The organism is Streptomyces sp. NPDC051578 (genome assembly GCF_044454045.1).
Classification (GTDB): Bacteria; Actinomycetota; Actinomycetes; order Streptomycetales; family Streptomycetaceae; genus Streptomyces.
This window is the reverse complement of the sequence record NZ_JBITDH010000002.1, coordinates 319,818-338,563: the sequence shown is the minus strand read 5'-3', so window position 1 is coordinate 338,563 and position 18,746 is coordinate 319,818. Positions and strand designations below refer to the sequence as shown.

The 18,746-nt window shown below is 74.2% G+C and carries 21 protein-coding genes; 11 read left to right on the top strand and 10 right to left on the bottom strand.

All coding sequences use genetic code 11. From position 1 onward, the window contains the following. The first annotated feature begins 8 nt into the window (after nt 1-8). Nucleotides 9-1,445: a hypothetical protein gene (locus ACIA6C_RS12510; RefSeq protein WP_399275015.1), complete on the top strand. Its 1,437-nt coding sequence runs from the start codon at nt 9-11 to the stop codon at nt 1,443-1,445. Then, entirely contained in the window at nt 1,442-2,482 is a 1,041-nt protein-coding gene (locus ACIA6C_RS12505) for a beta-ketoacyl-ACP synthase 3 (RefSeq protein WP_399275013.1), read from the top strand. Before ACIA6C_RS12510 ends, ACIA6C_RS12505 begins: the two co-directional genes overlap by 4 nt. 24 nt (nt 2,483-2,506) lie before the next feature. Here the strand turns inward: ACIA6C_RS12505 and ACIA6C_RS12500 are convergent, their stop codons facing one another. Beyond that, nucleotides 2,507-3,340, bottom strand: coding sequence for a lysophospholipid acyltransferase family protein (locus ACIA6C_RS12500; RefSeq protein ID WP_399275011.1), 834 nt, complete (start codon nt 3,338-3,340; stop codon nt 2,507-2,509). Nucleotides 3,341-3,543: 203 nt separating this feature from the next. Between ACIA6C_RS12500 and ACIA6C_RS12495 the strand changes: the two genes are divergently transcribed. The 3 genes from ACIA6C_RS12495 (at nt 3,544) to ACIA6C_RS12485 (ending at nt 6,180) form a co-directional block, all read left to right on the top strand. After that, nucleotides 3,544-3,795: an acyl carrier protein gene (locus tag ACIA6C_RS12495; RefSeq protein WP_366081519.1), complete on the top strand. Its 252-nt coding sequence runs from the start codon at nt 3,544-3,546 to the stop codon at nt 3,793-3,795. Then, nucleotides 3,792-4,997 (top strand): beta-ketoacyl-[acyl-carrier-protein] synthase family protein, encoded by a 1,206-nt coding sequence (locus ACIA6C_RS12490; protein ID WP_399275009.1) that lies wholly within the window; start codon nt 3,792-3,794, stop codon nt 4,995-4,997. The genes ACIA6C_RS12495 and ACIA6C_RS12490 overlap by 4 nt, the downstream gene beginning before the upstream one ends. A 142-nt stretch (nt 4,998-5,139) precedes the next feature. Beyond that, nucleotides 5,140-6,180 (top strand): LacI family DNA-binding transcriptional regulator, encoded by a 1,041-nt coding sequence (locus ACIA6C_RS12485; RefSeq protein ID WP_366081517.1) that lies wholly within the window; start codon nt 5,140-5,142, stop codon nt 6,178-6,180. Between the two features lie 10 nt (nt 6,181-6,190). Here the strand turns inward: ACIA6C_RS12485 and ACIA6C_RS12480 are convergent, their stop codons facing one another. The 7 genes from ACIA6C_RS12480 to ACIA6C_RS12450 all read right to left on the bottom strand — a co-directional run bounded on the left by ACIA6C_RS12480 (nt 6,191) and on the right by ACIA6C_RS12450 (nt 14,275). Then, nucleotides 6,191-6,898 carry a sulfite exporter TauE/SafE family protein gene (locus tag ACIA6C_RS12480; RefSeq protein WP_366081516.1) on the bottom strand — a complete coding sequence of 236 codons (708 nt, stop codon included), beginning with the start codon at nt 6,896-6,898 and terminating at the stop codon, nt 6,191-6,193. Continuing rightward, a complete protein-coding gene (locus ACIA6C_RS12475; protein ID WP_399275007.1) occupies nt 6,895-8,301 on the bottom strand; it encodes an amidohydrolase family protein in 1,407 nt (468 codons plus the stop codon). The genes ACIA6C_RS12480 and ACIA6C_RS12475 overlap by 4 nt, the downstream gene beginning before the upstream one ends. A 24-nt stretch (nt 8,302-8,325) precedes the next feature. Continuing rightward, nucleotides 8,326-9,642 (bottom strand): uracil-xanthine permease family protein, encoded by a 1,317-nt coding sequence (locus ACIA6C_RS12470; protein ID WP_399276205.1) that lies wholly within the window; start codon nt 9,640-9,642, stop codon nt 8,326-8,328. 360 nt (nt 9,643-10,002) lie between these two features. Further along, nucleotides 10,003-10,182 (bottom strand): hypothetical protein, encoded by a 180-nt coding sequence (locus ACIA6C_RS12465; protein WP_361134901.1) that lies wholly within the window; start codon nt 10,180-10,182, stop codon nt 10,003-10,005. Between the two features lie 2,608 nt (nt 10,183-12,790). Next, nucleotides 12,791-13,204 carry a DUF2267 domain-containing protein gene (locus ACIA6C_RS12460; protein ID WP_361134898.1) on the bottom strand — a complete coding sequence of 138 codons (414 nt, stop codon included), beginning with the start codon at nt 13,202-13,204 and terminating at the stop codon, nt 12,791-12,793. An 87-nt stretch (nt 13,205-13,291) separates the two neighbouring features. Continuing rightward, a complete protein-coding gene (locus ACIA6C_RS12455) occupies nt 13,292-13,687 on the bottom strand; it encodes a DUF2267 domain-containing protein (protein WP_361134895.1) in 396 nt (131 codons plus the stop codon). Nucleotides 13,688-13,840: 153 nt separating this feature from the next. Then, a complete protein-coding gene (locus tag ACIA6C_RS12450) occupies nt 13,841-14,275 on the bottom strand; it encodes an Hsp20/alpha crystallin family protein (RefSeq protein ID WP_399275004.1) in 435 nt (144 codons plus the stop codon). A gap of 140 nt (nt 14,276-14,415) precedes the next feature. Between ACIA6C_RS12450 and ACIA6C_RS12445 the strand changes: the two genes are divergently transcribed. From ACIA6C_RS12445 to ACIA6C_RS12430, 4 genes are all read left to right on the top strand, one after another. Next, the gene (locus tag ACIA6C_RS12445) at nt 14,416-15,099 is read left to right on the top strand and encodes an HSP18 transcriptional regulator (protein ID WP_366081511.1); all 684 of its coding nucleotides are present in this window, start codon (nt 14,416-14,418) and stop codon (nt 15,097-15,099) included. Between the two features lie 47 nt (nt 15,100-15,146). Further along, nucleotides 15,147-15,524 carry an STAS domain-containing protein gene (locus ACIA6C_RS12440; protein WP_399275001.1) on the top strand — a complete coding sequence of 126 codons (378 nt, stop codon included), beginning with the start codon at nt 15,147-15,149 and terminating at the stop codon, nt 15,522-15,524. 185 nt (nt 15,525-15,709) lie between these two features. Next, nucleotides 15,710-16,210: a C40 family peptidase gene (locus tag ACIA6C_RS12435; RefSeq protein WP_366081509.1), complete on the top strand. Its 501-nt coding sequence runs from the start codon at nt 15,710-15,712 to the stop codon at nt 16,208-16,210. Nucleotides 16,211-16,314: 104 nt separating this feature from the next. Continuing rightward, nucleotides 16,315-16,542 (top strand): DUF6296 family protein, encoded by a 228-nt coding sequence (locus ACIA6C_RS12430; RefSeq protein WP_366081508.1) that lies wholly within the window; start codon nt 16,315-16,317, stop codon nt 16,540-16,542. 36 nt (nt 16,543-16,578) lie between these two features. Here ACIA6C_RS12430 and ACIA6C_RS12425 read toward each other — a convergent pair whose 3' ends face one another. Both ACIA6C_RS12425 and ACIA6C_RS12420 read right to left on the bottom strand, forming a co-directional pair. Beyond that, complete coding sequence (locus ACIA6C_RS12425) at nt 16,579-17,151, bottom strand: VanZ family protein (protein ID WP_399274998.1); 573 nt, start codon at nt 17,149-17,151, stop codon at nt 16,579-16,581. A gap of 88 nt (nt 17,152-17,239) precedes the next feature. After that, nucleotides 17,240-17,578 carry a hypothetical protein gene (locus ACIA6C_RS12420; RefSeq protein WP_399274996.1) on the bottom strand — a complete coding sequence of 113 codons (339 nt, stop codon included), beginning with the start codon at nt 17,576-17,578 and terminating at the stop codon, nt 17,240-17,242. A gap of 224 nt (nt 17,579-17,802) precedes the next feature. Here ACIA6C_RS12420 and ACIA6C_RS12415 point away from each other — a divergent pair, with 224 nt between their 5' ends. Continuing rightward, the gene (locus ACIA6C_RS12415; protein WP_366081505.1) at nt 17,803-18,027 is read left to right on the top strand and encodes a DUF5133 domain-containing protein; all 225 of its coding nucleotides are present in this window, start codon (nt 17,803-17,805) and stop codon (nt 18,025-18,027) included. A gap of 131 nt (nt 18,028-18,158) precedes the next feature. Further along, nucleotides 18,159-18,737 carry a Dps family protein gene (locus ACIA6C_RS12410; protein ID WP_399274994.1) on the top strand — a complete coding sequence of 193 codons (579 nt, stop codon included), beginning with the start codon at nt 18,159-18,161 and terminating at the stop codon, nt 18,735-18,737. Nucleotides 18,738-18,746: the final 9 nt, after the last annotated feature.

The window sequence follows — 18,746 nt, the reverse complement described above, 5'->3', positions numbered from 1 at the left end:
ACCGACCGATGACCACTGCCGAGAGCCCGGCCACCACGGCGCGACGGCCGGCGACGGCCTGGCCGCTGGAGAACGCCGTGTTCAGCGCGGCCATGCTCGCCCACCGGCTGCCTTGGACGGACGCCCCGGCCCGCGCGCTGGGGCTGGACGCGCTCACGCGCGACGGGGTGCGCGGCGGTCTGCTGGCCCACCTGCGGCGTACCCGCTCCGGTCGGCCGGTACGCCTGCGCACCGCGTTCGGGACCTTCCTCGTACCGCCGTCGGCCGACGGCGCCGCGGGTCTCCTCGCCGCGGCGGAGGAGGCGGGGGTCCTCGGTGCGCCCAGCGGCCTGACGCCGGGCGGCCTGCGCTACGGGCTCTCGCCGCACGTGCCGCTGGAGCGGGAGGTCCCGGTGGCGCGGGGGCAGTGGGCCGCCGTGGCGGCCGAGGACGTGGACGCGGTGATCGCGGCCCGGCGCGGGGACGGCACGCTCGACCGGGACACGTGGCGGCGCGGCACGGCCCGGGTCGCCCGGCGCGTCGTGGTGGGCGCGGCGGCGGCCGAGGACACGCTGCTGAGCGAGATGGCCGCGCGGGCCTCGGCGGAGTCGGGCAGCCGTACGTACGGGGCCCGGAGCGCGGCCCTGGCGCGGCGCCTGGCGCCGTACCTGGCGGACCCGGACCCCGCTTCCCTGGCCGGGTGGCTACTGGCGGACGGCGCGGAGCCCGAAGCGGCGGGTGCTGCCGTCGCGCACGCGCTGGCCGTGGTCGAGGGAGCGGTGGCCGGGACCGCGCCGCAGGCGCTGGCCCTGCTCGCGGTGGGCTCGGTGGCCGGGCCGGGTGAGGCGGTGGGCGAGGCCCTGCGCCGCTACCCGGCCGTCGGCGCCGCCGTGTACCCGGTGGAGGGCGCCTTCGTGTGGGAGGGGCTTGCGGTCGAATACGGGACGGAGATCCTGTGGGCGCCGGGCTGGGCGCCCGAGGAGGACCGCCCGGGGCGGGGGCCGTCGGCGCTGTGCGGGTCGCCCTCCGGGTGCGCCGCGGCGCACTTCGCGGAGCACATCGCCGAGGAGGTCGTGCGCCGGGTCGTCGCGACGGTGCACCCGGTGCTGATCTCGCCCTCGTTCAGTGCGGACCGGCTGCCGGACACGCTGGATCCGGACACGCTGCTCCTGGCGTTCCGGGAGGCCGACGGCCTGATCGCGGACGGCCGCGTGACGGTCGGCCTGCCGACGGCGGTGCCCGTCCCGGTGCGCGGCTTCGCACCGGCCGCGTACGGGGCGCTGGCCCACGCCAGCGCGGACCGGCTGGAGCGGCACGCGGAGAGCCTCGCAGCCTGCGCCGGGAACAGCGGCTGGGACACGGACGAGGCGGGCGAGCGGTTCCGCATGACCCTCCTCGGGCACGCCGAGCGGTGTGCGAAGGCCGCCGGCGACGTGCGGCGCGCGGCGAAGCGGCTGGCCGGATGATGCCGGGCCGCTCGCCGGACGGCCGCCGGGGCGCGGTGCTGGCGGGACTGGGTTCCTACGTGCCGCCGCGCGCCCTCACCAACGCCCAGCTGTGCGGGAACCGGCCCGTCGGCGACGAGTGGATCCGCTCCCGTATCGGTGTGGGGAGCCGTCGCGTCGCCGACGGGGAGGCCACGGTCGACCTCGCGGTACGGGCCGGCCGGGGCGCGCTGGAGGCCGCCGGGGCGGCGTCCACCGACGCGGTGGTCCTGACCACCATCTCGCCGGACCGGCTGGTGCCGGCCGGGGCGCCCGAGGTGGCGGCACGGCTGGGGTGCGGGACGGTCCCGGCGTTCGATCTTGCGTCGGGGTGCAGCGGGTTCCTGTACGGCCTGGGCGTCGCCTCGTCGATGATCACCTCGGGATACCTCGACAGCGTGCTGCTGGTGGCCTCGGACGTGTTCAGTGCCTTCGTCGACCCGGACGACTGGCTGATGGCGGCCATCTTCGGCGACGGCGCGGGGGCGGTGGTCCTGCGGGCCGGCGACGCCGACGAGCCGGGGGCCCTCGGGCCGTTCGAGCTGGGCAGCGACGGTGCGCAGGCCGACCTCCTGGAAGTGCCCGGGGGCGGGGCGCGGGCACGCAAGCGCACCCTGGCGGCGCCGGACGCGCGGTTCTCGCCGTACTTCCGGATGGACGGGCCGGCCGTGCGCAAGCAGGCGGTCGTCGGCATGTGCGATTCGGTGACGCAGGCCGTACTGCGGGCCGGGTGGTCGCTCGACTCGCTGGACTCGGTGGTCGCCCACCAGGCCAACCAGCGCATCCTGGACGGCCTCGCCGCCGAACTGGGCCTGGAACCCGGTCGGATGCTGTCGCACATCGAGGCGTACGGGAACACGGCCACGGCCTCGGTTCCCGTGCTGCTGGCCCAGGCGGCCGCAGCCGGAAGGCTGCGGCCCGGGATGCGGGTGGCGCTGACCGCGTACGGCGCGGGGCTGGCGTGGGGGTCGACCACCCTGGTCTGGCCCGACGTCCGGGCGGTGACCGACGACGGGTGAGCCGCCCCCGCCTTCCGGGACGGCTCACCAGAAGGGCGTCTCGCGCCTGCCGCGGTCCCGGTCCACCAGTTCCTGCACGGCGGCCCGGGTCTCGGCGCAGAGCCGGCGCGCGGCGGCCGAACGCTCGGCGAGGGACCCGGGCCGCGGGGGCACGGGGATCGGCTCCCCGATGGTGACCAGCCACTTCGCCGGCAGCGGGAAGGGCGGCGTGAGCGGGAAGCAGGGGAGGTCGAGCAGGCGCGCCAGGGCCGGTACTTCACCCAGCCTGGGGCACGCCTCCTCGGCGCCGACGACGGACACCGGTACGACGGGCGCGCCGGCCCGCACGGCGGTGACGGCGAAACCGGGGCTGAACGGACGCAGCCGGTAGCGCTCCTCGAACGGCTTTTCCAGTCCGGCGATCCCCTCGGGAAACACCCCTACGAGTTCTCCGGCGGCCAGTTGTTCCCATCCCAGCATCGGATCGAGCGGAATGGCCCCTTTCCTGCGGGCGTATGAACCGATGACCGGAACTTTGAAGACGAAGGGGGCGGCGGGCACGTGCAGCGGCCGGTCCAGACGCCGGCCGAACACCTTTTGCAGCACGAATGCGTCGAGTCCCCAGGCACCCGAATGGTTGGCGACGAGGACCGCGGGTCCTTCGGCCGGAATGTTCTCCCACCCCGTCACCTCCAGCCGGAAGTATTCGTCCACGAGCCAGTCGAGCAGCCGGTCCCAGGCGCTCTCCCCCGCCTTGCCCAGCAACCGCTTGAGATTGCGCAGCTCCGTCCCGGCGACGTCGAGGACGTCGGCCACATCGACCGGACCGACGATCGGGTCGACCGGGTCAACGGTCGAATCGACAAGAATTTCCGACATGAATGATCCTCACTTGCCTGTCGGGCGTCACCGGGAGGCCGATCGCGGACACGTTTTGAGTAATTCGGCGGCCGTGGTACTTATGTGGGCACGAGACCCGGGCCCCAGCGCGCCCGGGAAGTCGACTTTCCGTTCGCCTTCGACCGCCGGCCCTTTGCGCCACCATGCTGCACAGGGCCGCGAAACCGCAAATGAGAGATGCCGTGACCATTTCCGCGCAGGAATCCGTCCTCCACGCGATCACTGAACTCCTCATCGAGAAGTTCGAGGTCCCCAGCGACGAGGTGCGGGCGGACGCGCCGATGCGCGAACTGCTGACCGATTCGCTCATGGTGGTCGAGATGGCCATCGCCGTGCACGAGACGCTGGGCGTCAAGGTCGAGGAGGAGGAACTGCGCGCGACGACGCTCGCGGGGTTCGCCGAAGCCGTCGGCGCACGGTGCACGGACCGTTGAACGCACGCTCCCCGGCCGTCGTCACCGGGATCGGCCTGGTCACGCCGGGCGGCTGCGACCGGGACACGACCTGGTCCGCGGTCCTCGACGGCAGAGGCACCTGCGCACCCGACCCTTCCCTGGACGGTCTGCCGGTCTCCGTCAGCTGTCGCGTGCCGGAGCTGGACCACCCCGTCCTGCGCCGTCGCGGCTCCGGCCGCCTCGACCGGGTCGACCGCCTCGCCCTCGCGGCGGTCGCCCAGGCGCTCGACCACGCCGGGCTCGACCCGGAGCAGTGGGACGCCGGCCGGGTCGCCGTCGTCACGGGCGGCGGCTTGGGGGGCCTGCTGACGCAGGACCAGGCCCTCGCCCGACTGGCCGACCGGGGCTCGGAGTTCGTCTCGCCCTACTTCCTGACCGGTTATCTGATCAACATGGCGTGCGCCAACATCGCGCTGTGGTTCGGGACGACCGGTCCCGCCCTCTCCACCTCCACGGCCTGCGCCTCGGGCACCACCGCACTCGGCCTCGCCCGGGACCTGCTCGCCACCGGGCAGTGCGACATCGCCCTCGTGTGCGGCGCGGAGTCGGCCATCACCCGGCTGATGGTGGCGGGCTTCACCCAGATCGGCGCCCTTTCGGGCACGGGCTCGCGGCCCTTCGACGCCACCCGGGACGGCTTCGTCATCGCGGAGGGCGCCGGCGCCCTCGTGCTGGAGCGGCCCGAACACGCGGCGGCCCGTGCCGCTCGGCCGCTGGCGCGGCTCATCGGGTACGCGGCCTCCACCGACGCGCACCACCTGGTGGCCCCGCACCCCGAGGGGCGGGGCGCCGAGCAGGCGGTCCGCGCAGCGCTCGCGGACGCCGGTGTGGCGCCGGGGGACATCGGACACGTCAACGCCCACGGCACCGCCACCCGGCAGAACGACGACATCGAAGCGGGTGTCCTGCGGCGCGTGTTCCCGCACCGGCCGCCGGTCACCTCGTCCAAGGGCGCCCTCGGACACACGCTGGGCGCCGCGGGAGCCATCGAGGCGGCGCTGACCGTGCTGGCCCTGGCCGAGGACACGGTTCCGCCGACGGCCGGGCTGAGCGAGCCCGGCGCCGGGATGGAGATCGACGTCGTGTCGGGCTCACCGCGCCCTCACGCCGGCGAGATCGCGGTGAGCAACTCCTTCGGCTTCGGCGGCCACAACGCCGTCGCGGTCCTCGCGCGCGCCTGATAGGGCTGTCCCGTAATCCCCGGCGGGCGCGCGGCGGAATCACGGGACAGCCCTCAGGCATCCGGGGGTGCGTCTTCCGGCGGCGGCGCCGGTCGGCGAAGATGGGGGTCACCCCTGCGCGGCGCGAGGAGCGTTACCCCAGATGTCCCCTTCCGGTACCGGTGCCCGGCCGCCGACGATCGCCGATGTGGCCCGGGCCGCGTCGGTGTCACCGACGACCGTCTCCCATGCCCTGAACGGGATCGGCAAGGTCGACCCCCGCACCCGCGAGCGCATCAAGGCGATCGCCGCCGAGCTCGGCTACCGGCCGAACCTGCGCGCGCAGCGCCTGCGCCGGGGGGAGGCCAAGGCCATCGCGCTGGCTTCGTCGATGCCCTTCGCCGTGGCGGGCGGTCCGTCACGGCTCGGCTTCTACATGGAGGTCGCCGCCGCGGCGGCGGAACGCGCGCTCGTGCACGGCTACGCGCTCGTCCTCGTCCCGCCGGTCCGTACGGGATCCCCCCTCTACTCGGTGGACATCGACGGGGCCATCGTCGTGGAGCCCGACACGGACGACGTCGCGGTGGCGCAGCTGCGCGAGCGGGGACTGCCGTACGTGGCGCTGGGACGGCCGGTCTCCCCCGCCGACGCCGCCCCGTACGTCGACCTGCGCGGAGCCCCGGTCGCGGAACTGCTGCTCGGGCACCTGCGGGAGCAGGGCGCGGTCCGGCCGGCGCTGATCGTCGGCGACGGGGCGCGGCACTCCGGGGTCGACGCCCGGGCCGTGTACGAGCGGGCGGCGGCGCGGCACGGCTGGGACCCGATGGTGGCCGCCGCCCCCGAGGAGGGCGGGGAACAGGCCGGGTACGACGCCTGCGCGGCGCTGCTCGCCGCCCATCCCCGCATCGACGCCGTCTGCGCCCTGGTGGACACCTTCGCCGTCGGCGCGGTCCAGGCGATCCTGGACAGCGGCCGGCGGATCCCGCAGGACGTCGCGGTCGTCACCCGCTACGACGGGCTGCGGGCCCGCACCTGCGAACCCCCGCTGACCGCGGTCGACCTGCACCTGGACCACGCCGCGTCCGAGGCCGTGGAACTGCTGCTCGGCCGGCTGCGCGGGCAGGACACCCCAGCCGTCGCCACGGCGCCGGAACCCCGGCTGATCGTCCGCGCGTCGTCCCTGCGCGGCGGCTCCGCGTCCTGACCCGGCAGTCTCAACCCAGCATGAGCACCACCCCGGAGACCAGGGCGAAGCCGAGGACGAACAGGCGCATCCTGCGGGCGTCCAGGCGGTGGTGCACCAGGCGGCTCAGCCAGGCCCCCACCGCCAGGGCGGGCAGCAGCAGCAACGCCCAGACCAGCTGCGCGGGTCTGCCCTCGCCCGTCGCGAACAGCAGGGCGAGGGAGGCCGCTTCGCCGACCAGGAAGCACACCGCGATCGTGGCCCGCAGCTCCGACGGCGGCCGGTGCTGGTAGACCAGCGCGAGCGGCGGGCCGCCCACACCCGTCGCGGTCTCCGTGAGCCCCGTGACCAGGCCCGCGCCCAGGTACGCGCCCCGGCCGGGGGTGAAGGCGGGCGCGGCCAGGCTGACCAGCGCCGCCAGCACCGTGGCCGCCCCGACGAACAGCCCGAGCCGGCCGTCGGGGATCGCCCAGAGCAGGGCGAGGCCGAGGGGTGTGGCGGCGAGCCGCGCCCCGGTGATCCAGCCGGCGCCGCGCAGGTCCAGGCTGTCCCGCTCGCGCCAGGCCACGTACGCGTTGAGCGGGATCATCGACGCCAGGACGAACACGGGCAGCAGCGCCGGATCCAGCAGGCCCGCGACAGGGGCGACGATCAGGGCGAACCCGAGGCCGCTGGTCCCCTGCACGAAGGCGGCCAGCGTGACCGTCACCGCGAGCAGGGCGAAGGTCTGCCCGGTCACAGGGCCACGCTCCGTCCGCGGTGGCGGTCGCAGCGCGCGGCGGTGGAGGTGGGGTGGACCCGGGTGACAGCGGCGCGCCCCAGTACGGAGCGGGAGAGTTCGGCCGCCTGCCGCACCAGCGCGGGGCCGTCCCAGTCGGTGGGCCAGCCCTGCCACATCCGTAGCCGGCCGCCGACGAACACGGCGCTGATCTGGTCTCGGTTGCCGCGCCGTACCAGCTCCCACGGCAGGTCCCAGGTCAGCCGCATCTCCGGGGTCGATATGTCGACGAGCAGGAAATCGGCGGCCGCTCCCTCGGTGACGGTTCCGGTGAAGGAGCCGAGGCCGAGCGCGTCGGCGCCGCCGCGCGCGCCGTGCTCCAGCCAGGTCCAGCCCGCGCCGCAGGAGGAGTCGCCGGAGGCGAGTCCGTAGGCGAGCCGCTGCGCGGACTCCGCGGCGTCGGCGAGCCGGAACGCGTCGCCGCGGGTGCCGTCGGTGCCGAGCCCGAAACGGATGCCGCGCTCGGCCATCAGGGCCGCGGGGGCCACGGCGTTGCCCTTCCAGGCGCTGGCGACGGGGTTGTAGCTGACCGCCGCGCCGCTGTCGGCGAGCAGGGTGAGTTCCGCCGGGGTGAGCAGCGTGGCGTGGGCAGCCACCAGCTGCGGTCCCAGGGCCCCCACGTGGTGCAGGTGCTCCAGGGGCCGCAGACCGTGGCGGACGAGGGAGCGTTCTACGGCGACGAGGTGCTCGTTGACGTGGATCTGTACGACGGCTCCCGCCTCGGCGGCCAGGCAGGCGCTCTCCCGCAGGGTGCGGGCGGTCGCGGCCTCGGGGATGGAGACGGCCAGGGACGGGTGGATCAGGTCGTCGGTGTCGTAGCGCGCCAGGTGCTTGTGCGCCTGGGCCATGACGTCCGCTGAGTCCCCGCCCGGGGCGTCGTTGCACAGCAGTCCCAGTACGCAGCGGATCCCGGCGTCGCGCGCGGCGGCGGCGACGACGTCGGCCTCGACGGCGGCCCGGGTGCCCGCTTCCGCGACGGTGGTGAACCCGCCGCGCAGGGACTCCAGCGCGGCCAGCTTCGCCGCCACGTACGCGGACTCCTCGTCGAGCGCGCCCTCCAGGGGTGCCCACACCCGGCGGAATATCTCGGAGGGTTCGCCGAACGCGAGGGCCGCGCCGAAGCTCTGGGTGAGGTGGTGGTGGGTGTCGACGAAGCCGGGCATCAGCGCGTGACCGGGCAGCCGTACGGGTGCCAACTGCGGGTGCTGGAGCTCCAGTTCCCGGGCCGGGCCGATGGCGCCGAAGGAACCGTCGGCCACGACGACGGCGTGTGATTCCAGCGGCCCTTCGGGGGTGAGGACCACGTCGGGCACGAGCAGCCGGGGGCCGGTGCCGGTGAGGTGGTCGGGGGACACGTCGTTCATGCTTCTCTTTCCGGTGGGCGGAGTTCAGGTGCGTGGCGCGGGCTCGGGAGCCGCGACCGGGGAGCGGCGCAGCCGCGGGTGATGGAAGAGGACGTTGAGGAGGGCGGCGGTGAACGCACCGACGGCGACGCCGCTTTCGAGGAGGATCCGCGGACCCGGCGGCAGGCTCCCGTACACGCCCGGCACCAGGATGGGCAGCAGTCCGAGGGCGAGGGACACGGCGCAGATGAAGGTGTTGGTGTGCCGGTCGAGTTCGGCGCGCCCCAGCATCTGGATGCCGAGCACCGTGATCACGGCGAAGACGACCATGGCCGTACCGCCGACGACCGCCGCGGGGACCACGCTGATGGCGCGCGTCACGGGAGCGAGGAAACCGATGCAGATGAGCACCACGCCGGCCGCGGCGGTGACGAAGCGGCTCCGGACGCCGGTGACGCGGACGATGCCGATGTTCTCGCCGCTCGTCACCATCAGCGGCAGGCCGAAGAACCCGCCGAGGAAGGAGACGACGGCGTCGCCGCGGATGGTCTTGGGTACGTCGGCCCGGCGGTCGATGGTCTTGCCGACCGCCTCCGCGTTGATGACGGTCTGGCCGGTGGCTTCCGCCATCGAGGCGAGGCTGTAGAGCATCAGCGGAAGCGCGGCGACCAGGTTGAACTGCGGGGAGCCGAACGGCAGCAGCTCGGGGGCGCCCAGCAGGGGGCCGTGGAGGGCCGGGCCGAAGTGGGCGGCTCCGAGGGCCACTGCGAGGACGGTGCCGGCGATCAGGCCGAGCATGACGGCGAGCTGGCGCAGGACCCCGGTGAAGAGCCGGTAGAAGGCGACGGTGAAGCCGATGGTGGCCAGGCCGAGCAGGAGGTGGGTGGGGTCGGCGAACCCCGGCTCGCCGGGCCGGCCCGTGACCAGGACCGCGCCGACCTTCACCAGGTTCACCCCGACGATGACGATCATCGTTCCGATGACGAGCGCCGGGAAGAAGGCCAGCAGCCGGGAGAAGACGGGCAGCACGACGAAGTAGAAGGCGGCCGTGAGGATCACGGCGCCGGTGGCGGTGCGCAGTCCGTTCTGCTGGGCGATGGCGAGGAACAGGATGAGCGGCGCGCCGCCGGGGAGCATGACGAACGGCAGCCGCGGTCCGATCTTCCAGGGGCCGAGGGACTGGATGAGCGAGCCGATCCCGGACAGGACGAAGGCCGCGGAGAGCAGTTTGACCGTCAGCCGGGAGTCGAGCCCGAGCGTCGCGCTCATCAGGAAGATCGCCGAGATGGGTGTCGCGGCCATCACCAGGACGTGCTGGACGCCGAAGAGCAGGATCCTGCCCGCCGGGCGGGTCTGGTCCACGGGGTGCGGCTCGTCGGGGCGCCGCTCGTCGGGGCGCCGCTCGTCGGGGTGAGGCCGCGCGGGCGGCTGGTCTGCCGGGTCCGGCTGGGTCTCCGGGTCGGGTTGCGGTGGTACGGGACGGCGGTTCGCGATGCGGAAACCGGGCACGTTCGAGCTCCGTTCGGCTCGTTCCGGATATGGCTGGTCCCACGGCCCGGGACGGGGGTCGCGGCGACGTAGCCAAATCGATTTGGCCGCCAGTATGTGAGGGCTCTCCGGTCGCGTCAAGAGGGTGGGACGAGACGCTGCGGACGCCGTCCGGTTATGAAAACTCCCCCTCCCCCACGAGGGGGTTGGGGGAGTAGGGTGCCCCGGTGCGGGTCACTGCGGGGTGTGGAAGCGGCCCGCGCCGCGCTGCTGGGGAACGGTCTTCAGCCGGTGCGCGCCGGAACGTCGGCGGCCGGGAAAGGGGTTGCGCCGCGAGGGGGCCGAAGGGGCCACGACCAGGAGGGCGATGAGGGCGAGGACCGCGACGAGGATGAGCCCGGCAACGAGGTTCATGTTCCTGCCTTCCGTCGGGTACTGACGGTCTTTCACTGCCTGTCTGTCACTACATCCTGTAACCGAAAATCCCGGCGGTAAACACAACGGGTGAGTGTGTCGGGTAACGCCAGGGCAAAGAGCGGCAGTTGTGACCGTGCGCATCGGGTTCCCGAGAGTCTTGGGAACCCCGGGGCGACGGTTGAGACGGCCGCCCCGGGCCGATCTGGTGGTCCCGCCCGCGGGCGGTGCGCCGCCCCAGCCGAGCGGCCATGTGGTCCCGTCCATGGGCGGTGCGCCGCCTCACCCAGGTGACCAGGGCCGACGCCCACCCGACGGATCACCGGCCACACCAGAACCGGCCGCCGCGGCGGCCAGCCCGGGCGCGGCCGGCCCGTCCCGCCGGGCGACACGACGAGCGCGGCAGCCCCGAGCACGGAAAGCCCGTACCGCCGGACTGCACGGGGAGCACGGCTGTGCCGAGTGCGGCAGACGGCCCAGGGCCCCGGCCGCACGGGCAGCCCATCCCCCGGCAGCGCGACGAGCACGGCGGCCGAGCGGCGGGGGCAGCCCATACCGCCGGACGGTGGCGAGTACGGCCCCAGCACAGCGGTCCCGCGCGGCGCGGCCGGCCCATGCCGCCGGACCGCGGCGGGCACGGCGATCCCGAGCACGGGCAACCCGTACCGCCGGACTGCGCGGGTAGCTCGGCAGCCGAGCGGCGCGGCCGGCCCGTATCGCCGGGCGACACGACGAGCGCGGCAGTCCCGACCAGCACGGCGGCCGAGCGGCGCAGGCAGCCCTTACCGCCGGACGGTGGCGAGCACGGCGATCCCGAACACGGGCAGCCCGTACCGCCGGACAGCGCGACGAGCGCGGCGGCCGAGCGGCGCGGGCGGCTCGTATCGCCGGGCGACACGACGAGCGCGGCAGTCCCGACCAGCACGGCGGCCGAGCGGCGCAGGCAACCCCCTACCGCCGGACGGTGGCGAGTACGGCCCCAGCACGGCGGTCCCGCGCGGCGCGGCCGGCCCATGCCGCCGGACCGCGGCGGGCACGGCGATCCCCGAGCACGGGTAACCCGTACCGCCGGACCGCGCGGGTAGCTCGGCAGCCGAGCGGCGCGGCCGGCCCATGCCTCCAGACTGTGCGGGGAGCACTGCGGTGCCGAGTGGCGCGGACGGCACAAGGCCCCGGCCGCACGGGCAGCCCATCCCCGGCAGCGCGACGAGCACGGCGGCCGAGCGGCGCGGCCAGCCCATACCTCCAGACTGCGCGGGCAGCACTGCGGTGCCGAGTGGCGCGGACGGCACAAGGCCCCGGCCGCACGGGCAGCCCGTACCGCCAGGCGGCACGGCGAGCTCGGTGGGCAGGACGGTGCCGAACGGTACGGGCAACGATGTATCGACGGGCAGGACGTGGACCGGGCATCGCCAAACCCGTGGTCTGCGATGCGCGGTGCACGACGCCGTGCGCAAGCACGCAGCTGGGAAGGACGGGCCACGGAACTCGGCTCGGCGCGGCCTTGCCGACGGCCGAGCGCGAGGACGGGCGCCCCGCCGTGGCCCGGGCCGATGCCGATACCGGCGGCGGGTGCCACGGCGAAGTTGGCGAGGTCAGGGCGATGATCGCCACGCGAAGCCTCGGGCCGCTCCCTTGGCACATCCGGCCCCCCGGCGAAGAGCAGCGGTCAGCCACGTACTCGACGGCGGCGTGGCCCATCCCGGCCGCCGTCACGGCGACCACCGGGCGTCAGCGGCACGGCACCAGGGCGAAGGCGATACGGCCCCGAACAGCCCGTGCTCCCTCGCCGCCCCGCTTCCATCCAGATGCCGTAAGCACGAAAGAACCCGTCGCTGTCGCGGCGTACGCGATGCGGCCAGCCGATCACCGGCCCGAGCCACCGCGTCGCGTCGCCCAGGTGATCCGGCGTGACCCGCCGTCGGCTCCGGCCGAGACTGCCTCGGACCGGCCCCGAGGGAACGGACGGCGGTGTGCGCCCATCCGGGCGGGCCGTCTCGAAGACCAGCGGCGTGGCAGTGCCCAGCGGGGCGGGGGCAATCCGGCGTCGAACAGCTCGCGCTCCCCCGCCGCCGGTAAACCCGTCGCCGTCGCGTCGTTCGGCGATGCCGGAGACCGGGACCGAAAAGCCGAACGCCGACTCGCGCCGCCTCGCGGAGGTCGGCCGGTGGGATCCCGCCGCCCCGACCGGTCGAGACCGCTCGGACCGGCCCGAGGGACGGACGGCGGTGTGCGCCCATCCTGGCCGCAGTCACGAAGATCACCGGCGTTAACGCACCGCAGAGGTCGGGGAGGGCGAGTCCGCATGGAACAACCCGTACTCCCCCGCCGCCCCGCTTCCATCCGGATGCCGCAAGCACGAAAGAACCCGTAGCCGACGCGGCGTTCGGCGATGCGGAAAGCCGATCAGCGGTCCGAGCCACCGCGCCGCCTCGCCCAGGAGGACTGGCCTGATCCCGTCACCGGAACCCGGCGCAGACCACCTCACGGAGATCGGCTCGACGGGCGCGTCCCTGAGCGACGCAAAACGCCGGACGGGTGGGGGCGGTGGACCGCGCCCGGCCGGGGGCGGCACACGGCCCCGCCCCCGTCTACCGGCGGCTGGGCGTCAGGCCGCGCTGCGGGCCGGCTGGGGGGTGAGCAGCTGGGCCTGGCCGAAGAGGAGGGCCCAGCCGTCGGGCAGGCCGGACAGGACGCGGGCGAGGAGGTCCGGCCCGGCAAGGGCGGCGACGACGGTGAGGACCGCGCCGGCCTCCCAGCGGGCGGTGGCGGGCGTACCGCCGGACTGGCTCGCGAGGTCCTTGACGAACGCCCAGCCGGTCAGCGGCCGCGCGTCGGGGACCTGAGCGGTGAAGGCGAGGGCTGCTTCCACGGGCAGGCGGGCGGCCAGGCTGACGCGTTCGTCGCCCGTGACCTGGCGGCCGAGGGCCGACATGACGCGGCGGACGGCGTCCTCGGCCCGCTCCCGGGTGGGGTACGCGCCTTCGTACCGCACCTTCTCCACCATCTGGTCGTAGGTCATCTCCGGCGCCTGCCGAAGCTGTTCAGGCCGGTGGAACATGAATGCTGTGCGCCTTTCTGGATCGATGGGTCGGGGGGTGGCGAAGGGTCAGGCGGCCTGCGGGCGCCCGAAGAGGAGGTCGTAGCCGGGTGGCAGCTGGAGCAGGAGCCGCCGGGTGAGGTCCTGGCCTGCCGCGTCGGCGGCGACGCTGAGCACCGCGCCGACGTCCCAGGCCGCCGTCGCCCGCGAGGCGCCCTCGATCCATGCCGCCGTGGCGCTCACGAAGCGCTCGGGTGAGAGCGGCTCCACCGCCTGGAGCGGGTTGAGGAGGATCAGGGAGTACGTCTCGGGCAGACGGGCCGCGAGTTCCGCCCGCTCGGTGCCGACGATGTGGGCGCCGAGCAGGGCCAGGACGACCCGTGCCGCGCGGTCGGCTTCCTCAGGGGTGTCGTATTCACCGCGTTCCTGGACCTGGTCGAGGAACGCCTCCCAACGCAAGGCCATGGGACCTGTCCTCCTCGGTGTTCGCGGGGGCGTACGGGCGCCCGCGGGTGGCGGGCGCCGCCGGGAGACCGCTCACGGGGTGGCGCGGAGGACGGGACTGCCGGGGGGAGTGGAACGGCCCGTCCTCCGCCGCCTGGGTGGCCGAGGGGCCGATCAGCCGGAGATCTCCTTGCGGCCGCCGTCGGCACTGATGGTGATCTTGCGCGGCTTGGCGCGCTCGGCGATCGGGATGCGCAGGGTCAGGACACCCGCGTCGTAGTCGGCCTTGATGTTCTCGGTGTCCAGGGTGTCGGCGAGCATGACCTGCCGGGAGAACACGCCGAGGGGTCGCTCGGAGAGTTCCATCTGGACGTCCTCGCCCCTGACCGTCGGCCGGCGCTCGGCCTTGACGGTCAGCATGTTCCGTTCGACGTCGATGTCGATCGCGTCCGCGGAGACACCCGGGACGTCGAAGGCGATCACGTACTCGTCGCCCTCGCGGTAGGCGTCCATCGGCATCACGGACGGCTTCGACCAGGTGCCGGTCGTGCCCATCAGCTGCTGGGTGAGCCGGTCGAGCTCGCGGAACGGGTCGGTGCGCATCAACATCGCGAAACACCTCCAGTCGGTTCAGGCAGGAACTGCCAATGCGCTTCAACGTGCTTCCGTTGTAACATGTCATCCAGACGATGACAAGTGAAACGTCATCTGGAGGATGACGAGACGACCAGACCCACGGAGAGTGCCCCATGACCGGATCCGCGCAGCCCACCCCACGAGCGGGTACGGGCCCGGCCTCGTTCCTCGCCGCGGCGGCGGCCCTGGAAGCCATCGACCGGGCCGTCCGGGAAGCCCAGAGCGCCGACGGCGGCGAGCCCGTCGGCGCCCCTCCCGGGGCCCCGGACGGACCCCACCCGGCCCTGGCCTCCCTCCTGTTGCTGCGCCGGGTGCGGGAGCAGCTGGCCGGCTGGGAGACCGGCCTGATCGAGACCGCCCGGGAAGCCGGCGCCAGCTGGGCGGACCTGGCCGGTCCCCTCGGCGTGGCCAGCCGCCAGGCCGCCGAGCGGCGCTACCTGCGCCAGCGCCCCGGTGAGGCGGGGGTCACCGGTGAGCAGCGGGTGCAGGCGGTGCGCGACCGGCGGGCGGCCGAGCGCACCGTCACCGCGTGGGCCCGGGACAACGCCGCGGGCCTGCGCCGGCTGGCCGGGCAGGTCACCGCGCTGACCGACCTGCCGGCCAGCGCGGACCGCCAGCTGGGCGAGCTCAACCAGGCCCTCGCCCGCGACGACGCGTCGCACCTCGTCCGCCCCCTCACCGACACCCGGCGCCACCTGCGCCCCGAGCACTCCGAACTCGCCGAGCGCATCGACGAGATGACCCGCCACACGCACCGGCTTCGCCAGGACAGCGACACCCAGCGCCGGGAGACCTGAGGGCGAAGCCCCAGGGGCCCCGCGGGGGGGGGAGGAAGGAGCGAGAGATGTCCAGGCGTCCGTACGAACCCGGCCCGACGCCGGAGGAGGTCGCGGCGGCCGTCACGACGAACCGCTGCGACGGCCGCATCACCGTGTCGGTCACGGGCGAGATCGACATCGCGACCGCTCCGCTGCTGGCCGAGGCGCTCGAGGAGGCGCTCTCCGACGGGGTGACGCGGATCGAGGCGGATCTGAGCGGGGTCTCCTTCTGCGACTGCTCCGGACTGAACGTCCTGCTCGGTGCGGCGCGGCACGCCCGCGCCCACGGCCGGACCCTGCGCGTGGCGGGGGTGCGCTCGCCGCAGGTGCGGCGCCTGTTCGAGCTGACGGGGACGCCCATGATCACAACCGAGGATCCGGCGTCGGCGCCCGGGCCGCCGTGACTCCGCGTAGCCGGAGAGGGGGGACCGGTCTCTTTACGTAACCGATACACCGCAGGGGACGCCAAATCAGCAGAAATCTCCTACCTGGAAGGAAGACTGGTCGGCCGTCGAGAGCCAAGCGCATGTCGATCAAGACCAGCCCCTGCACCGGGGCTGTTCCTGCAACCCAATGCGGAGGTATCACGATGGCCCCCTACGGAACGGAAGACGCCCATTCACCCGGAGAAACCAGGCCCCCCGCCGCCTCGCCCCGCGTCCTCGCCCTGTCCTTCCTCGGCCTGTTCCTCGCCGCCTCGACGGTGACCGGCAGCGCCTCACCGGCCCAGGCGGCCGTATCGCATGGCGTAAGAGCCGTGGCGGTGGCCGCCTCCAAACGGGGGGCCCCGTACGCCTACGGCGCCGCGGGGCCCAAACGCTTCGACTGCTCGGGGCTGACCTTCTACGCGTTCCGCAAGGCCGGACGCCGGCTGCCGCGCACCGCGGAACAGCAGTACGAACAGACCCGCCACATCCCGCCCGTCCAGCGGGCGCCCGGTGACCTCGTCTTCTTCCCCCGGGGATCCACCATGGGCCACGTCGGCATCTACGCCGGGGGCGGCAAGATCTGGCACGCCCCCCGCCCGGGCGGCCGGGTGCGCCTCGAACGGATCTGGACCTCCGACGTGCGGTACGGGCGCGCGGGCTGACGGCGCCTTCCCGCGCCGGGCGGCGCCCCCTCGCGCGCCGCCCGGCCCCTTCGACCATGATGGGAGGAGGAGCCCTCGAAGGGCCGTACGGAAGGAGGCCCCAGGTGAGCGCCGAGCGCTACGAACTGGTGCTTCCCGGCGAGCCGGGGGCGGAACCGGACACCGTGGTCGTGTCCCGGACCCAGCTGACGGGCCCGGGCGGCCACCCCGTGTACGAGGACCGGACCGGCATCGTACGGGCGGAGATCAGTGACCGCGGCGAGGTACGGATGCTGCCGTCCGGCGGCCACCAGGACCCCGTGACGGCTCTGGAGGCCCGCCCGTTGCAGTGAACGCCCCGGGCACTGGCCACCGCCGGCCGCGGCACGTCACTCCCCCGTGCCCGCCTCGACCGGGCGCGGCCGGCGGTGCCACCAGTGCCGGCGCCGTGGATGCACCGCGCGCCCGAGGCGCCGCCCGACCAGCAGGTACCCGAGCAGCGCGCCCGACGTGTTCAGGATGACGTCGTCGACGTCGAAGGCCCGCCCGCTCACCAGGGCGCCCTGGATCAGCTCCACCAGCGTCATCAGGGCCGCCGTCACGACCGCGACCCGCAGCAGGCCGCGGGCCTGCGGGACGAGCACGGGGAGCAGTACCCCGAGCGGCACTCCGAGCAGGACGTTGCCGCCGAGCTGGCGTGCCGCTTCGCGTACGGAAGTCCCGTCCAGGTAGGCGCCGATGGAGCGGCCGGGGTGCACGTTGCTGTGTACGAGGGCCACCGAGGCGGCGGAGGGCTCCAGCGTCAGGCGGGCCAGCACCACGCTGAACAGTACGGTCGCCGCGAAGGCGCCGGCCATGGCCAGCGCCCTGACCACCGGCGACGCCGGTGGCCGGCCGGACGGCACGGTGCGGGGCCGGGCGCGTACCCTGCCGGGGTCGGTCGTCCCGCCGGTCTTCCTCATACGCCGCAACCACGTGGGCCTCGTTGTCATGCGGGCCCTTGTACCCCGGCGGCGGCGCCCAACTCACCCCAACGCGGGCCGGGTTGACTCAGGAGGGCCGGTCCTCGGTGTGTCCGCACACCCAGGCCAGGGCGTCGTGCACGCCCTGGATGTGGTCGTGCGGCACGGAGCTCCGGGGCTGCTCCTCCAGCCGTACGACGGCGGCGTCCACCTCGGCGGTCAGCAGGTCCATGCCGGGCGGCCCTTCGGCGTGCACGCCCGTGACGGGGCCCTCCTGGTCCCGGCCGAGCGCCCACCGGTAGCCGCTGGCGGCGCCCCGGGCGAAGGGGGTCATCCGCTCCAGCCTTCTGCACTCCCGTTCGATGTCGGCTCGACGGCGGGTTCCGACCGTCTCTTCGCCACTGCGGTTCGTGGATCGCGTCGCCATACGTACCCCGCCTCCCCGGGTTCGCCGCGGCCGGCCCCGCGTGCGGAGCGGGGCGTCTCCCCGGCGCGTCTGCCCGGTCACGGGGTGGGCATGCCCGGCCGGACGGCCCGGAACGCCCTGCGCCCGCGCGGGACGCCGTACGGCCGCACGGGACCCGCGCATCATTTCGGGTTTCGGGGGCACGTCGGTGATCAGTCCCGTGAACCGGCCCGAAAGGACCTTCGATGTTGATGCCGTCCCCGATCGTCGTCCGCTCCCTCCTCGCCCGGTACGCCTCCTTGGCCGGCCAGGACTCCGCTGCCGCGCGGCAGGAGCTGGAGCAGGTCTCGTACACCCTCTGCGTCACGACAGCGACGACCACGATCGAGGACGCCCTGGCCGCGGCCGAGGTCATGGCCGAGCGCGAGGTGCCGACGGGCCGTCAGGAGATGAGCACGGCTGCCGCTTAGCCGACGGCGACGACGCCTCGGCGTCCTGGCCTCGGCGGTCGCCGCGCGGCGACCGCGTGCCCCATGCATGAATCGGGGCAAACCAGGCAGACGGTGAACAACGCCCCACAGCACAGATTCGGAGTTTCGTCATGGCTGAGCACACCATCACCCCGCACTACACCGTGCCGGGGATGTCGAAGGAGGAGGCCGTCCGTGTGGTCGACGTGCTGCGCATGCGGCTGCACTCGCTCAACGACCTGGCGCTGACGCTCAAGCACGTCCACTGGAACGTGGTGGGACCGCATTTCATCGCCGTCCACGAGATGCTGGACCCCCAGGTCGACGCGGTGCGGGAGATGATCGACACCACCGCGGAACGCATCTCGACCCTCGGCGGCGTCCCCGCCGGCACCCCGGGCGCACTGGTCGCCGAGCGGACCTGGGACGACTACGGCGTGGGCCGCGCCGACGCCGTCGCCCACCTCGGGGCGCTGGACCTGGTCTACGCGGGTGTCATCGAGGACCACCGGGCCGCGGTGAAGACCACCGACGAGCTGGATCCCGTCACGCAGGACATGCTCATCGGCCAGCTGGCGCAGCTGGAACTCTTCCAGTGGTTCGTCCGCGCGCACCTGGAGAGCAGCGGCGGGCGCCTGAGCACGGCCGGCGCCCACACCCTCGACGAGGCAGCCGATCAGGCACTGCGCGACGCCCGCCGGACGGCCTGATCCCGCCGG

Coding starts and splice junctions, on each gene's coding strand:
- ACIA6C_RS12510 (WP_399275015.1), top strand. CDS start 9: ATGACCACTGCCGAGAGCCCGGCCACCACGGCGCGACGGCCGGCGACG.
- ACIA6C_RS12505 (WP_399275013.1), top strand. CDS start 1,442: ATGATGCCGGGCCGCTCGCCGGACGGCCGCCGGGGCGCGGTGCTGGCG.
- ACIA6C_RS12500 (WP_399275011.1), bottom strand. CDS start 3,340: ATGTCGGAAATTCTTGTCGATTCGACCGTTGACCCGGTCGACCCGATC.
- ACIA6C_RS12485 (WP_366081517.1), top strand. CDS start 5,140: ATGTCCCCTTCCGGTACCGGTGCCCGGCCGCCGACGATCGCCGATGTG.
- ACIA6C_RS12475 (WP_399275007.1), bottom strand. CDS start 8,301: ATGAACGACGTGTCCCCCGACCACCTCACCGGCACCGGCCCCCGGCTG.
- ACIA6C_RS12465 (WP_361134901.1), bottom strand. CDS start 10,182: ATGAACCTCGTTGCCGGGCTCATCCTCGTCGCGGTCCTCGCCCTCATC.
- ACIA6C_RS12460 (WP_361134898.1), bottom strand. CDS start 13,204: ATGACCTACGACCAGATGGTGGAGAAGGTGCGGTACGAAGGCGCGTAC.
- ACIA6C_RS12455 (WP_361134895.1), bottom strand. CDS start 13,687: ATGGCCTTGCGTTGGGAGGCGTTCCTCGACCAGGTCCAGGAACGCGGT.
- ACIA6C_RS12450 (WP_399275004.1), bottom strand. CDS start 14,275: ATGTTGATGCGCACCGACCCGTTCCGCGAGCTCGACCGGCTCACCCAG.
- ACIA6C_RS12445 (WP_366081511.1), top strand. CDS start 14,416: ATGACCGGATCCGCGCAGCCCACCCCACGAGCGGGTACGGGCCCGGCC.
- ACIA6C_RS12440 (WP_399275001.1), top strand. CDS start 15,147: ATGTCCAGGCGTCCGTACGAACCCGGCCCGACGCCGGAGGAGGTCGCG.
- ACIA6C_RS12435 (WP_366081509.1), top strand. CDS start 15,710: ATGGCCCCCTACGGAACGGAAGACGCCCATTCACCCGGAGAAACCAGG.
- ACIA6C_RS12425 (WP_399274998.1), bottom strand. CDS start 17,151: ATGAGGAAGACCGGCGGGACGACCGACCCCGGCAGGGTACGCGCCCGG.
- ACIA6C_RS12420 (WP_399274996.1), bottom strand. CDS start 17,578: ATGGCGACGCGATCCACGAACCGCAGTGGCGAAGAGACGGTCGGAACC.
- ACIA6C_RS12415 (WP_366081505.1), top strand. CDS start 17,803: ATGTTGATGCCGTCCCCGATCGTCGTCCGCTCCCTCCTCGCCCGGTAC.
- ACIA6C_RS12410 (WP_399274994.1), top strand. CDS start 18,159: ATGGCTGAGCACACCATCACCCCGCACTACACCGTGCCGGGGATGTCG.